Consider the following 13,933-nt stretch of genomic DNA (forward strand, 5'->3'; position numbering starts at 1 on the left):
TTTTTCCCCACTGAGCAGGAGCAACGGAAATGGATAAGCCCCTCTTCGAAACCGGTAATCCGCAGGCTGGCCAGGGCCAGATGGGCCAGGGACCGCAGCAGGGCAGCGGTCCGCTGCCACCGTGGGCCGAGCAGGCGGCGATGTACGGTCAGGGCCAGATGGGTGGTCAGGGCGGCTACGGTCCCGGTCAGGGCCAGGGTGCTCAGGGCTATGGCCAGGCTCAGGGCGGTCACCAGGGCGGCTACAGCCGTGGCGGTTATGGTGACGCGCAGGGCGGCTGCGGCGGCCATGCCGCGTATTACGGTCAGGCAGCTCAGGGGGGTTACGCCCCGGCCTACGCCGCGCAGCACGGCTCGCATCATCACCAGCATCCGGCCTACGCCCAGCAGCCGCCCTACCCCTTCCCGCAGGGCGGCTACGGCCCGGCCTACGGTTTCGACCCGGTCACCGGCGCACCGCTCTATGGCCCCGGCTACGCCCCCGGCATGGGCATGAACGCCGGGATGAACATGGGTGCCGGCGCGCCGCCGCAGGTTCCGGCGCAGTCCTTCTATGAATCGATGCTGTCGATGCAGGGCATCAGCCTGCAGAACCCGGTGTTCGTCAAAGGTCTGCTGCTCGGCGCCGGGGCGACGCTGCTGTTCACCAACGACAGCGTGCAGCGCAGCCTGATCGGCTCGCTGGTGCGCGTGTGGTCAACGCTGCAGGGTGGCGTCGAGGAGCTCAAGGAGCGCTTCCGCGACGCCGAGGCCGAAGCCGCAGCGCATGGCGACACCACCGAAGCCAAAGCCTGAGCGCGATCCACGATGTGGCAGATCGTCCACGAAACCCGCGGCCGCCTGCGCCTGCGCCTGCCCGCCGCCAGCACGGCGGCCGGCGCGCTGGCGCTGGAGACGCTGCCCGGCGTCAGCACGGTGCGCGTCAACGCCGCCTGCGGCGCACTGGTCGTCGAGTTCGACGGCCAGCCGGCGACGCGTGAGCGTCTGTTCGCCCGCCTGCAGGCAGCCGATGCGACGCACGGCACGACGCTGCCGGCAGTGCTGAGCGAAGCCCCGGACGATGCCAGCGGCCTGATCAGCGCCGGTGCCTGGCTGCTGCTGCGACCGCTGCTGCCGTGGCCGCTGCGCACGCTGCTCAGCTGGTTCAGCCTGTCCGGCACCATCAGCCGCGGCCTGCGCGCGCTCGCCGAGCGCGGCGTCTGCGTCGAGGCACTCGACGCCACCGCGCTGACCATCGCCGCCCTGCGCGGCGAGCACGGTTCGGCCGGCCTGACGCGCTTTTTGATCGAACTGTCGAACTATCTGGAAGCGCGCACCGTGCGCCGCGCCGATGATTCGCTGCGCCGTCTGCTGCACGTGCGTCCGCAGCGGGTGTGGATCGAACGCGACGGCGTCACCGTCGCCGTCGACTACGACACGCTGCAGGGCGGTGAGCTCGTCGTCGTCGGCACCGGCGAGTCGATCCCGGTCGACGGCAGCGTCGTCGCCGGCGAGGCGCTGGTCAATCAGGCCAGCGTCACCGGCGAGAGCCTGCCGCTGCCGCGCAATGCGGGCATGACGGTGCTCGCCGGCACCCACGTCGACAGCGGCCGGCTGGTGATCCGCGCCGAGCGCGTCGGCGATGCGACGACCACGGCGCGCATCTCGCGCTACCTGCTCGACGCCCTCGACCGCCCGGCCGAAGTGCAGACCGTCGCCAACGCCCTCGCCGACCGGCGGGTGTCGATCACGCTCGGCGCGGCGGCGCTGGTGTTCCTTACCACGCGCAATCTGCGCCGGGTGGAATCGGTGTTCCTCGTCGACTTCGCCTGCGCGGTCAAGCTCGGCACGCCGCTGGCGCTGAAGGCGGCGATGCTGCAGGCGGCGCGCGAAGGCTGCCTGATCCGCGGCGGCGAAATGCTCGAACGCCTGGCCGGCGTCGACACCGTGGTCTTCGACAAGACCGGCACGCTGACCCACGCCACGCTCGAAGTCACCGACGTGCTGCCGCTCGGCGCCTTCGATGAAGACCAGCTGCTGGCGCTGACCGCTTCGATCGCCGAACACAGCACGCACCCGGTGGCGGAAGCCGTGGTGGCGCTGGCGCAGCATCGCGGCGTGCCGCACATCGACCACGAGGCGGTGGATTTCATCGTCGGCCACGGCCTGCACGCCGACGTCGACTGCGCGCCGGTGCGCATCGGCAGCCGGCACTATCTGGAAACCGATGAGGGCATTTCGCTGGCGCCGCTGCGCGAGCAGGTGCAGCGCTTCGCCGCCGAAGGCAAATCGCTGCTCTACGTCAGCCGCGGCGAGGAGCCGATCGGCGTGTTCGCGCTGCGCGACCGCGTGCGCCGCGAGGCGCGCACGGTGATCCGCCAGCTGCGCCGCCAGGGCGTGCGCGAGATCGTCATGCTCACCGGCGATCACGGCGAGCGGGCGCGGGCCATCGCCACCCAGCTGCGCCTCGATCGCGTGGTGCACGACTGCCAGCCCGAGGACAAGGCCGCGCTGATCAACGAGCTGCGCGCGCAGGGCCGGCGCGTCGCCTTCGTCGGCGACGGTGTCAACGACGGCCCGGCGCTGATGAGTGCCGACGTCGGCATCGCCATGCCGCGCGCCGCCGACATCGCCCGCGCCACCGCCGGCATCGTGCTGCTCGAAGACCGCCTCGACGGGCTGGCGCGGCTGCATGCCCGCTCGCGCGCGACGCTGGCGCTGATCGAGTCGAACTTCCGCATCGCCGTCGGCGCCAACGCGCTGATCCTGATTGCCGCCGCGTTCGGCCGCCTGTCACCGGTGGCCGCCTCGGCGCTGCACAACGGCACCACGATCGCGCTGCTGCTGCGCGCCCTCGCCGCCGCTGCTTATCCGTCCCGCCACCTGCCCCGGAGTCCGACCCACGATGGCCACGATCATCCATAGCATTCCCGGTCGTCTGCGCCTGCGCGCCCACGAAGTCACCGACCCGCAGCTGCTCGATCTGCTGCACGAGGCCGTCGCCGCCGCCGGTGCGCGCATCGAGCAGCTCAATCTGCGCGCGCGCAGCCTGGTGCTGCGCTACGACCCGGCGCAGCTGCGCAGTGAAACGCTGGTCGCGGCGCTGGCCGATGCCGGCCTGCTCGAACCGGCCCACCACGCGCCGGCACGTCGCAGCGGTGGCAGCGGCCTGGTGCACACGCTGGGCACGGCGATCGGTTCGGCGCTGGTCAAGGCGGTATGGAGCAAGGGCATCGAACGCGCCGCCGGCTCGGTCGTCGGCGGCCTGGTCGGCCGACGCTGAGGCCGGCACCCGGGCACGGCGTTGACGATCGTCATGTCCGGGCTGTGATTCACGGATCACACTTGTTCGCAGTCTCTAACGAGACGGATTCTCATCAAGGTGCTGCGCATGAATGAAGCAAACCACGAGCGCGCCCTGCCGCTGAGCCTGCTGGCGGAAGGAGAACGCGCACGCATTCTCCTGTTCCGCGGCGGCCGGCAGCTGGAAACGCGCCTGATCGCCCTCGGCCTGAACACCGGCAGCGTCATCGAGGTGCTCAACCGCACGGGCGGCGGCGTGGTGCTGCTGCGCGGTGAAACCCGCCTGGCCCTCGGTGCCGGGATGGCCCAGAAGATTCTGGTCATCCCGCTCTGAGCGGCATGCCGCGGAGGACGCGAGCATGAGTGAACGATTGAAAGACCTGAGCATCGGCGACCGCGGTCGCGTCACCGGCTTCGACAAGGGCGCCACGCCCTACCGCAAGAAGCTGCTGTCGATGGGCCTCACGCCCGGTGTCGAGTTCGAACTGACGCGCTATGCGCCGATGGGCGACCCGGTGGAAATCCGCGTGCGCGGCTTCGCGCTGACGCTGCGTCAGGAAGAAGCCCAGGGTCTGCAGGTGGAGAGGATCTGAGCGATGGACAGATACGTCATCGGCGTCGTCGGCAACCCCAATTGCGGCAAGACCACGCTGTTCAACGCCCTCACCGGCACCCGCCAGCGCGTCGGCAACTGGCCCGGCGTCACCGTCGAGCGCAAGGTCGGCGGCTTTCGTCACGCCGGCGTCGACTTCGAGCTGGTCGACCTGCCCGGCACCTATTCGCTCGACGTCAGCGACAGCGAAGTCTCGCTCGATGAAAAGATCGCCCGCGACTTCGTCGCCGGCGGCGAGGCCGACGTCATCCTCAACATCGTCGACGCCTCCAACCTCGAACGTAACCTCTACCTCAGTGCGCAACTGCTGGAGATGCGCGTGCCGACGGTGGTGGCGCTGAACATGGTCGACGTGGCGACCGAGCGCGGCATCAGCATCGATGTCGAGGCGCTGGCCCGCACGCTCGGCTGCCCGGTGCTGCCGCTGGTCGCGGCGCGCGGCGAAGGCCTCGCCGCGCTGCGCGACCGCCTGCTGGCGAGCGCCCGCGAACGGCCGCAGCCGGCGTTTCGCGTCGCCTACCCGGCGGCGATCGAACGGGCGGTCAGCGAATTGCAGCCGCAGCTCGGCAGCACGCGCCACGGCGACAGCCGCTGGCTGGCGCTGCACCTGCTCGAAACCGGCGACGCCGCCGCGCTCGCCAGCGTGCCGGCAGCGGAAACTCTGCAGCGCCTGCGCTCGCAGATCGAGGACGACGTCGGCGAGGAAGTCGACATCGCCCTCGCCGACGCCCGCTACGGCCAGATCAACGCCATCGCCGCCGCCACGCTCAAGCGCAGCGGCGAGGCACGGCGCAGCACCTCGGATGCCATCGACCGCATCGTGCTCAACCGCGCGCTCGGCATCCCGATCTTCCTGATCGTCATGTACCTGATGTTCACCTTCACGATGAACGTCGGCGGCGCCTTCATCGACTTCTTCGACCTGCTGTTCGGTGCGCTGCTGGTCGACGGCTTCGGTCACTGGCTGAGCAGCGTCGGCGCGCCGGACTGGATGACCATCGCCTTCGCCAGCGGCATCGGCGGCGGCATCCAGACGGTGGCGACCTTCATCCCGGTGATCGCCTGCCTGTTCCTGTTCCTGTCGTGGCTGGAGGATTCCGGCTACATGGCGCGCGCGGCCTTCGTCATGGACCGCTTCATGCGCTTCATCGGCCTGCCGGGCAAAGCCTTCGTGCCGATGCTGGTCGGCTTCGGCTGCAACGTGCCGGCGATCATGGCCACGCGCACGCTGGAAAACGAACGCGACCGCAAGCTGACGGTGCTGATGAACCCGTTCATGTCCTGCGGTGCGCGGTTGCCGGTGTACGTGCTGTTCGCCGCAGCCTTCTTCCCCGACAACGGCCAGAATCTGGTGTTCGGGCTTTATCTGCTCGGCGTGCTCGCTGCGGTCGCCACCGGCCTGGTGATGAAGCACACCATCATGCACGGGCAGAGCGCGCCCTTCGTCATGGAGCTGCCGCCCTATCACCTGCCGACCCTGCGCGGCGTGCTGCTGCGCACCTGGGAGCGGCTGAAGAACTTCGTCACCAAGGCCGGCATGGTCATCGTGCCGATGGTGCTGGTGCTGAACTTCCTCAATGCCATCGGCACCGACGGCAGCCTCGGCCATGAAGACAGCGAGGACTCGGTGCTGAGCTCGATCGGACGCACGCTGTCGCCGGTGTTCGCGCCGATGGGCATCCGCGAGGACAACTGGCCGGCGACCGTCGGCATCTTCACCGGCGTGCTCGCCAAGGAAGCGGTGGTCGGCACGCTCAACGCGCTCTACAGCGCACAGGCCGAGGACGGCAGTGCCACCGCCGATGACTTCGATCTCGGCAGCGCGCTCGGCGAGGCCTTCGCCAGCGTACCGGCCAACCTCGGTGAACTGCTGGCCAAACTCACCGACCCGCTCGGCTATGCCGACGCCACCGCCGACGCCAGCGAATCGGCCGGCGCCTTCGGCGCCATGCAGGCGCGCTTCGACGGCCAGGCCGGCGCCTTCGCCTACCTGCTCTACATCCTGCTGTATTTCCCCTGCGCGGCGGCGACGGCGGCGGTGTTCCGTGAAACCGGCCTGCGCTGGGCGGCCTTCGTCGCGCTGTGGACCACCGGGCTGGCCTATCTGGCGGCGACGGTGTTCTACCAGGCGGCGCGCTTCAGCGCCCATCCGCTGTCCTCGGCGGCGTGGATCGGCGGCATGGCAGCGAGTTTCGTCGCCGTCTGCCTGCTACTGCGCTACGCCGCGCGCCGGCGGGCGCCGGCACTCAGCCGCCTGAGCCCCGAACGCGCCTGAAATCCACGCCGGAGCGGCGGCACGCACGCCGCCCGAGGAGCGACCGATGATTCTTGCCGAGATGCGTGATTACCTGCAGCAGCGGCAGCGGGTCAGCCTGCTCGAACTCGCCCGCCACTTCGCCGTCGAGCTCGATGCCGCCCGCGGCATGCTCGGGCGCTGGATCGCCAAGGGCCGCGTGCGCCGGCTCGCCACCGCGCCGCGCTGCACGCACGGCTGCTGCCAGTGCGATCCGGCCAGCCTGGAACTGTACGAATGGTGCGAGCCCGGCTCGCGCAGCACCGATCCACCCACGGCCCAACGCCCGGAGACCTTGCCATGAGCCATCCGCTGATGAACTACGGCTGCCTGCAGCCGCAACCACTGCCCTACGACGAACACCGCCTGCTGTGGACGGCGCTGCGCGACGGCGCGCTGATCGGCGCCAGCGGCGCGACGGCGGTCGCGCTGCACGGCCTCAGCCAGGACACGCTGAGCCGCGAGGCGGCACTGCGCAGCGTGCTCGGCGCGGCGGCGGCGGCCGGCGTCGCCAACGTCGCCGCCACCTCGGTAGCGCAGATGTTCGGCGCCCGCCGGCGGCCACTGCTCGGCGCGCTGGCCGCCTTCACCACCGCCACCGCCGTCGCCTACATGCTGAGCGCGCCGAAAGCCTGCACCACCCGGGACTGAGCACCGCCACGCACAGGGAGACTGCCATGTTGCAGGCCATGCTCGATCGGGCCTTGAACGACGAGTACCGCGCGCGGGCGACGTATCGCAGCGTCATCGAACGCTTCGGCGCCGTGCGCCCCTTCACCTCGATCCTGCGTTCCGAGCAGAACCACATCGACGCCCTGCTCGGGCTCTACGCCCGCTATCGCCTGCCGGTACCGGCCGACCGCTGGGCCGGCCGGCTCAGCGCGCCGCCGAGTCTGGCGGCGGCCTGCGCCGGCGGCGTCGCCGGTGAGATCGCCAACTACCGGATGTACGACGCGATGCTGGCGCAGACCGCGCAGGCCGACGTGCGCGCGGTGTTCGCGGCGCTGCGCAGCGCCTCGCACGATCGCCACCTGCCGGCTTTTCGCGCCTGCGCGGCGGCCTACGCAAGCGCCCCCTCCAACGATCACAGGAGCACGATCATGGGCTTTCCGCTGATTCCCTTCATCGCCGGCGCCAGCCTCGGTGCCTTCGTCACCTGGCTGTGCAAAGACCCGCCGACGCAGGCGGCACTGAAGCGCGGTGTCGATCAGGCCGGCGACAAGGTCGCCGCCGGCGTGCGCAGCGTGCGCGAGGGTGTGGCCGCCCGCCGCAAACCCAAAGCGGCAGAAACCGCGCAAACCGCCACCGCCGAGCCGAGCGAGCCGGTGGTCGAATCCGCCGCTGCGAAAAAGGCGCCGCCCGCAGACAGCGCCGATTGAGGGCCGCTGCCGGCCGATACCCGGCAGCGCACCCGGGGCCGCCCCGCCACAGCCGGCGAGGCGGCTTTTTTGTTCACCTACTTCAGCAGGCGCTCGGAATAGCCGGCCATGTGCATGCCGGCAAACAGCAGGAAGCCGGCGCCGGTGAGTACGTGCAGCTTCTTGTAGCCGCTGACGGCAAAGGCCAGCGACGGCACCAGCGTGGCGAGCATGCCGATCTTGCTCGCCTGGGCGACGCGCGCGCGCAGCGAACGCGGCCCGGCATACGGCGCCAGACACAGCGCCTCGACGCGTTCTTCCATTTCCTCCTCGGCCGTCACCGCCGTGTCGTAATGCACGACCAGGCTGCCGGCCGCAGGATTGCTGCGCACCGCGCTGACCCCGGCCAGCGCCTGCGCCGCCTCCGCCACCTGCTGCGCGAAGCCGGCCTGTTTCAGCCGTCCGTCCCGCACCCGGATACGCCCGGGAATCGCACTGGCAATCATCGTGATACCTCGCTGCTCGCGCCGCCGGAAGGGGGCGGCGTTTCCGCCGCACAGGGTAACGCCATATGGCCTAGGTAATTTGGTCTAGGCGCCTCGACTTTCAGGCCGATACCGCCGCTGCCACCGACGGCGCAGGCTGTGCGGCATCGGGAATGCCCCCTTTCCGGAGAGCCGAGATGCTGCAAAACCGCCGGGATTTCCTGCGCGGACTGGTGTCGATCAGCGCCGGGGCCATCGCCCTGGCCTTCGATACACCGGCGCAGGCCGATACACAGGCCGCGCGCACGGCACCGTCCACGCATCGCTGGGGCATGGTCGTCGATGTCGCCAAATGCATCGGCTGCCAGGCCTGCACCGTCGCCTGCATCCATGAGAACGCCGTGCCGGAAGACAACTTCCGCACCATCGTCTCCACCTACGAGGTGCACGAGGGCGAGCGCACCGATGCCTACATGCTGGCGCGGCTGTGCAATCACTGTGAAAAACCCGCCTGCATCCCGGTCTGCCCGGTGGGCGCGACCTTCCAGCGCGCCGACGGCGTGGTGCTGGTCGATGGTGAGCGCTGCGTCGGCTGCGCCTACTGCGTGCAGGCCTGTCCCTACGATGCGCGCTTCATCAACCCGGTGACCAACAAGGCCGATAAATGCACCTTCTGCGCACACCGGCTGGATGCCGGCCTGCTGCCGGCCTGTGTCGAGACCTGCGTCGGCGGCGCACGCATCTTCGGTGACCTGCGCGATCCGCAGAGCAGCGTGCGCCGCCTGCTCGCCGAGCATCAGGGCGAGATCAAGGTGCTCAAGCCCGAACAGGGCACCGTGCCGCAGGTGTTCTACCTCGGCCTCGACCCGCGCTTCGCTGGCAAGGTCGACGGCGAAGCCGCGCTCTGGCGGCCCAGTCATCAGGAGGCGTGAGCCATGGACACGCACATCGTCGAGCTGGTCAACGTCACCCGCGACACCGCCTGGCTGCCGTGGGCGGTGCAGTACTTCTTCCTGATCGGGCTGTCGGTCGGCAGCTTCCTGCTCAGCCTGCGCCACTACGTGTTCGCCCGCGGTGATGTCCGCCTGGCGCGGCTGGCGCTGCTCGGTGCCCTGGTCTGCGGGCTGCCGGCGCCGGTGGCGCTGCTCTCCGACCTGCACCAGCCGGGGCGCTTCTATCACTTCTATCTGTTCTTCACGCCGAACTCATGGATGAGCTGGGGGGCGTTCTTCATCCCGGCGTATGTCACCGGCCTGCTGGTCTACGCCTGGCTGGCGCTGCGCCCGGACTTCGCCGCGCGCGCCGCCGCCGGCGGACGGCTGGCGGCGCTGTGGCGGCTGCTGGCCTACGGCGGTTTCGAGAGCCTGGGGGCACGGCGGCTGGCGGCTGGCATCACCACCGTCGCCGCGCTGCTGGTCGCGCTCTACACCGGCATGGAGGTCGAGGTGGTGCGGGCGCGGGCGCTGTGGCACACGCCGTTCCTGCCGCCGCAGTTCCTGCTGACCGCGCTGGCCGGCGCCGTCGGCCTGGCGCTGGTGTTCAACCGCAGCTTCACCGGCTACTCGGTCGAAACCGAAGCACGCCTGAACCGGCTGCTGCTGTGGCTGCAGTGCGCGGTGATCGCGCTCGGTCTGGGCTGGTTCGCGCTGGCCAGTTCCGGGCTCAACGCCACCCACGCCCGCGCGCTGGCCGAGGTCGCCGACAGTCCGCGCTGGCAGCTGACCGCGGTGTGGGCGGCGCTGGCGGCGGTGGCGCCGGTGGCGCTGATCGTCTGGCGCCCGGTCGGCAGCGGCTGGATCACCGGCCTGATCGCGCTGCACAGCGCCTGGATGATCCGCTGGACCGTGTTCATCGGCGGCCAGGACATCCCCAAGACCGGCGCCGGTTTCTACGACTATCACCTGCCGCTCGGTCACGACGGCCTGCTCGGCCTGCTCGGCACCGCCGGCCTGTGGCTGTTCCTGCTGATCGTGATCGCGAGCTTCGTCGTGCCGCCGCGTCACGACCGTGCCGCCCACTGAATTCCCGGAGTACGCCGTCATGACCGACAACACCCGCCGCCAGATCCTCAAGGTCGCCGCCGCCGGTGGCGGCCTGGCCGCCTTCGGCGCCGGTTTCAGCCACACCGCCGAGCGCATCGCCGACCACGTCCTCGGTCGCGAGCCGGCGCAGGACGCGCTCAGCGGCCGCTCGCTGCAGCCGGAATTCCACGTCGATCCGCAAAGCGGTGAGCTGCACGTCAACCCCGAGCAGCAAATCAGCTACACCGCCTGCATCGGCTGCACCACGCTGTGCGGCGTGCGCGTGCGCATCGACAAGGCCAGCGGCCGCGTGCTGCGCGTCGCCGGCAACCCGTACAGCCCGCTGTCGGCGCAGGCGCCGCTGCCGATGAAGACCTCGGTGCGCGACAGCTACGTGTCGCTGTCGCGCGCCGGCGAGCGCGGGCTGGCCGGCCGCTCGACCGCCTGCGGCCGCGGCAATGCCGTCATCGAGCAGATGTACTCGCCGTACCGCGTGCTCACGCCGATGAAGCGCGTCGGCCCGCGCCATTCCGGCCAGTGGCAGCCGATCTCGATCGAGCAGCTGATCCGTGAAGTCTGCGAGGGTGGCGACCTGTTCGGCGAAGGCCACGTCGACGGCCTCGCCGCGCTGCGCGACCTGAAGACACCGATCGATGCCGAGCGCCCGGAGCTTGGTGCGCGCGTCAATCAGGTCGGCCTGTTCTTCAGCGTGCAGGACGGGCGCGAGTCGCTGGCGCGGCGCTTCATCCAGCAGGCCTACGGTTCGATCAACATCGTCAACCACGGTGCCTACTGCGGCGGCGCCTACCGCTCCGGCTCCGGCGCCGTGTTCGGCGATCTGAAGAAGATGCCGCACGCCAAGCCCGACTACACGCACGCCGAGTTCATCCTGTTCATCGGCACCGCGCCGGGCAACGCCGGCAACCCGTTCAAGCAGCAGGGCACGCAGATCGCCCGCGCGCGCACCGACGGCGGGCTCAATTACGTCGTCGTCGACCCGGTGCTGACCCACGCCGACAATCTGGCGGCACGCGACCGCGGCCGCTGGGTGCCGATCAAGCCCGGCACCGACGGCGCGCTGGCGATGGCGCTGATGCGCTGGCTGTTCGATCACCAGCGCTTCGACCGTCACTTCCTCGAACAGCCGAACCAGAACGTCGCCGAGGCCAGCGGCGAGGCCGCCTGGTGCAACGCCACGCATCTGATCGTCACCGAGCCGAAGCATCCGCGCCAGGGCCGCTTCCTGCGCGCGTCCGACCTCGGCCTGGCCCTGCCCGACGGCGCCGAGCGCTATGGCGAGCAGGATGCCTTCGTCGTTGCCGCCGCCGACGGCACGCTGCTCGCGCATGACGCGGCGAGCGAGGCCGCGCAGCTGTTCGTCGACGCCAGCTTCGAGGTCAACGGCCAGCCGCTCAAGCTCGCCAGCAGCCTGCAACTGCTGCGCGAGGCGGCCTTCGAGCAGAGCATCGAGCAGTACTCGGCGATCTGCGGCATTCCGGTCGAGACCCTCGCCGGCCTGGCCCACGAGCTGAGCAACCACGGCAAGCACGCGGCGGTCAGCGCGCAGGGCGGCATGATGGCCGGCAACGGCTTCTACAACGCCTGGTCGGTGCTGACGCTCAACACCCTGCTCGGCAACCTCAACGTCAAGGGCGGCACCTTCGTCAACGGCGGCGCCTTCCGCTATGACGGTCCCGGCCCGCGCTATGACCTGGAAAGCTTCGACGGCGCGCTCAAGCCCAAGGGCATTCCGCTGGCGCGCAACGTCCCCTACGAAAAGAGCAGCGAGTTCCGCAGCAAGCAGGCGGCCGGCCAGCCCTACCCGGCGCAGGCCCCGTGGTACCCGAACGCGCCCGGCCTCGGCAGCGAATGGCTGCCGGCGATGTTCAACGGCTATCCGTATCCGCTGAAGGCGCTGATCCTGTGGAGCGCCAACCCGCTCTACGGCGTGCCCGGCCTTGCCGGCCAAGTGCACGCGGCGATCGCCGATCCCAAGCGCCTGCCGCTGCTGATCGCCATCGACCCGTTCATCAACGAGACTTCGGCCTACGCCGACTACATCGTGCCCGACGCACTGCTCTACGAGAGCTGGGGCTGGGCCGCGCCCTGGGGCGGCGTGCCGACCAAGGCCACCACCGCCCGCTGGCCGGTGGTCGAACCGCGTGCCGACAAGATGGCCGACGGCCAGCCGATCGGCATGGAAAGCTTCCTGATCACGCTGGCGAAAACCCTCGGCCTGCCCGGCTTCGGAGCCGCGGCGTTGCGCGATACCGACGGCAACCCCTACCCGCTCGACCGCGCCGAGGACTGGTACCTGCGCGCCGGCGCCAACGTCGCCTTCGCCGGCAAGCAGGCCGCGCCCGATGCCAGCGACGATGACCTGCAGCTGAGCGGTGTCGAACGCCTGCGCCCGCAGCTCGAAGCCACGCTCAAGCCCGACGAATGGCGCAAGGTCGCCTGCATCTACAGTCGCGGCGGCCGCTACCAGCCGCAGTCCGAAGCCTACAGCGGCGAGTGGAACAGCAATCGCTTCACCCGCCCGCTGCAGGTCTACAACGAGACCATCGGCTGCGCCCGCGACTCGATGACCGGCCAGCGCCTGCGCGGCGTGCCGTGCTGGAGCGCGCCGCACTTCGCCGACGGCACGCCGCTGCGCGCCCGCTACACCGAACAGGACTGGCCGCTGCAGCTGATCAGCTACAAGTCGCCGCTGCTCAACTCCTACGCCATCGGCGCCAGCCGCCTGCGCGGCCTGCACCCGGAAAACCCGGTGGCAATGCACCCGGACGACGCCGCCCGCCTCGGCATCGCCCACGGCGACTTCATCGAGATCGAGACCCCGGACGGCCACGCCCGCAGCCGCGTCGCCGTGCGCTACGGCGTGCAGCGCGGCGTGCTGGCGATCGAACACGGCTACGGCCACCGCGAACTCGGCGCCCGCGCCCACCGCATCGGTGAGCACAGCCAGCCCGAGGACGCTCGCCTCGCCGCCGGCATCAACCTCAACGACCTCGGCCTGCGCGACCCGACCCGCGCCGGCTACTCGGTATGGATGGACCCGATCGCCGGCACCGCCGTGCGCCAGGGCATCCCGGCACGGGCGCGCAAGGCAGCGGCGTAAGGTCGACAACGGTGTGCATGGCTGGCGGGCCGGCACCCGCCGTCATGCACCCGGACTACACCGGCGCGGCGGCGCCGCCGGCGATGAATTCCAGCATCTTTTCGTTGCCGTCGAGGATGTCGGTGCAGATCGCCTGGCGGGCTGCGCTGCTGTCGTGGGCCTGCAGGGCGCGCAGCACTTCCCAGTGATGTTCGATGGCCATGCGCTCGTTGAATTCGCCGTAGGCGCGGGCGATCAGCGGACCGGTGCGCATCCACAGCGTATCGAGGAAGCTGCGCAGCAGCGGCATCCCGGCGATGTCGGCGAGGGCGAAGTGGAAGCTCTGGTTGAGGCTCAGCGCCGTGGCCAGATCGTTGCCGTGGATGGCGTCGAGGTTGGCGTGGATGTTCGCTTCGAGCTGCTGGAGCTGGGCGGTGCTGACGCGGCTGGCGGCGGTTTCGGCGGCCAGACCTTCCAGCGCCAGGCGGATGCTGCGGATTTCCAGATACTGCGCGCGGTCGAGCACCGGCACGCGGATGTCACGCGCGGTGCGCAGCTCCAGCGCCTGTTCCTTCGCCAGCTGCAGGATGGCGTCGCGTACCGGCGTGACGCTGGTGCCGAGCTGCTGCGCCAGCTCGCGGATGCGCAGACGGTCGTTGGGCCTGAAGCGGCCGGTGATCAGCGACTCGCGCAGCAGCGCGTAGACGCTGCTGCCGAGGCCGGCGTGCTGCAGAGCAGCAATCGGGTAGTTCATGCAGAGGGGTTCCGGCAGAGACAGGCGC

14 protein-coding genes are annotated in these 13,933 nt (G+C 70.2%); 12 read left to right on the forward strand and 2 right to left on the reverse strand.

Annotation, left to right across the window (positions count from 1 at the left end; translation table 11 throughout):
* The first annotated feature begins 29 nt into the window (after positions 1-29).
* The 9 genes from C7443_RS20250 to C7443_RS20255 all read left to right on the forward strand — a co-directional run bounded on the left by C7443_RS20250 (position 30) and on the right by C7443_RS20255 (position 7,566).
* Positions 30-794, forward strand: coding sequence for a hypothetical protein (locus tag C7443_RS20250; RefSeq protein WP_110017702.1), 765 nt, complete (start codon positions 30-32; stop codon positions 792-794).
* Positions 795-806: 12 nt separating this feature from the next.
* On the forward strand, positions 807-2,903 hold the full coding sequence (locus C7443_RS06050; RefSeq protein ID WP_110017703.1) for a heavy metal translocating P-type ATPase: 2,097 nt from the start codon (positions 807-809) through the stop codon (positions 2,901-2,903).
* On the forward strand, positions 2,884-3,261 hold the full coding sequence (locus tag C7443_RS06055; protein ID WP_110017704.1) for a hypothetical protein: 378 nt from the start codon (positions 2,884-2,886) through the stop codon (positions 3,259-3,261). The genes C7443_RS06050 and C7443_RS06055 overlap by 20 nt, the downstream gene beginning before the upstream one ends.
* Positions 3,262-3,369: 108 nt before the next feature.
* The gene (locus tag C7443_RS06060) at positions 3,370-3,615 is read left to right on the forward strand and encodes a FeoA family protein (RefSeq protein ID WP_110018026.1); all 246 of its coding nucleotides are present in this window, start codon (positions 3,370-3,372) and stop codon (positions 3,613-3,615) included.
* 25 nt (positions 3,616-3,640) lie between these two features.
* Positions 3,641-3,874, forward strand: a complete 234-nt coding sequence (locus tag C7443_RS06065) for a FeoA family protein (protein ID WP_110017705.1) — start codon at positions 3,641-3,643, stop codon at positions 3,872-3,874.
* A gap of 3 nt (positions 3,875-3,877) precedes the next feature.
* Positions 3,878-6,169, forward strand: a complete 2,292-nt coding sequence (gene feoB, locus C7443_RS06070; protein WP_110017706.1) for a Fe(2+) transporter permease subunit FeoB — start codon at positions 3,878-3,880, stop codon at positions 6,167-6,169.
* A 46-nt stretch (positions 6,170-6,215) separates the two neighbouring features.
* Positions 6,216-6,491, forward strand: coding sequence for a FeoC-like transcriptional regulator (locus tag C7443_RS06075; protein WP_110017707.1), 276 nt, complete (start codon positions 6,216-6,218; stop codon positions 6,489-6,491).
* Complete coding sequence (locus tag C7443_RS06080; RefSeq protein WP_110017708.1) at positions 6,488-6,838, forward strand: magnetosome protein MamC family protein; 351 nt, start codon at positions 6,488-6,490, stop codon at positions 6,836-6,838. Before C7443_RS06075 ends, C7443_RS06080 begins: the two co-directional genes overlap by 4 nt.
* A 26-nt stretch (positions 6,839-6,864) precedes the next feature.
* Entirely contained in the window at positions 6,865-7,566 is a 702-nt protein-coding gene (locus C7443_RS20255) for a ferritin-like domain-containing protein (RefSeq protein WP_211346158.1), read from the forward strand.
* Between the two features lie 77 nt (positions 7,567-7,643).
* Here the strand turns inward: C7443_RS20255 and C7443_RS06090 are convergent, their stop codons facing one another.
* On the reverse strand, positions 7,644-8,051 hold the full coding sequence (locus C7443_RS06090; protein WP_110017709.1) for an HMA2 domain-containing protein: 408 nt from the start codon (positions 8,049-8,051) through the stop codon (positions 7,644-7,646).
* A 176-nt stretch (positions 8,052-8,227) separates the two neighbouring features.
* On the opposite strand from C7443_RS06090, the gene dsrO reads away from it, so the two are divergent.
* Genes dsrO through C7443_RS06105 form a run of 3 tightly spaced genes read left to right on the forward strand, consistent with a single transcriptional unit; the run spans position 8,228 to position 13,172 of the window.
* Complete coding sequence (gene dsrO, locus C7443_RS06095; protein ID WP_110017710.1) at positions 8,228-8,962, forward strand: sulfate reduction electron transfer complex DsrMKJOP subunit DsrO; 735 nt, start codon at positions 8,228-8,230, stop codon at positions 8,960-8,962.
* A gap of 3 nt (positions 8,963-8,965) precedes the next feature.
* Positions 8,966-10,051: an NrfD/PsrC family molybdoenzyme membrane anchor subunit gene (gene nrfD, locus C7443_RS06100; RefSeq protein WP_110017711.1), complete on the forward strand. Its 1,086-nt coding sequence runs from the start codon at positions 8,966-8,968 to the stop codon at positions 10,049-10,051.
* A gap of 19 nt (positions 10,052-10,070) precedes the next feature.
* Positions 10,071-13,172, forward strand: coding sequence for a molybdopterin dinucleotide binding domain-containing protein (locus C7443_RS06105; RefSeq protein ID WP_110017712.1), 3,102 nt, complete (start codon positions 10,071-10,073; stop codon positions 13,170-13,172).
* A 55-nt stretch (positions 13,173-13,227) separates the two neighbouring features.
* Here C7443_RS06105 and C7443_RS06110 read toward each other — a convergent pair whose 3' ends face one another.
* A complete protein-coding gene (locus tag C7443_RS06110; protein WP_110017713.1) occupies positions 13,228-13,905 on the reverse strand; it encodes a GntR family transcriptional regulator in 678 nt (225 codons plus the stop codon).
* Positions 13,906-13,933 lie beyond the last annotated feature (28 nt).

Source organism: Plasticicumulans acidivorans (genome assembly GCF_003182095.1).
GTDB lineage: Bacteria > Pseudomonadota > Gammaproteobacteria > Competibacterales > Competibacteraceae > Plasticicumulans > Plasticicumulans acidivorans.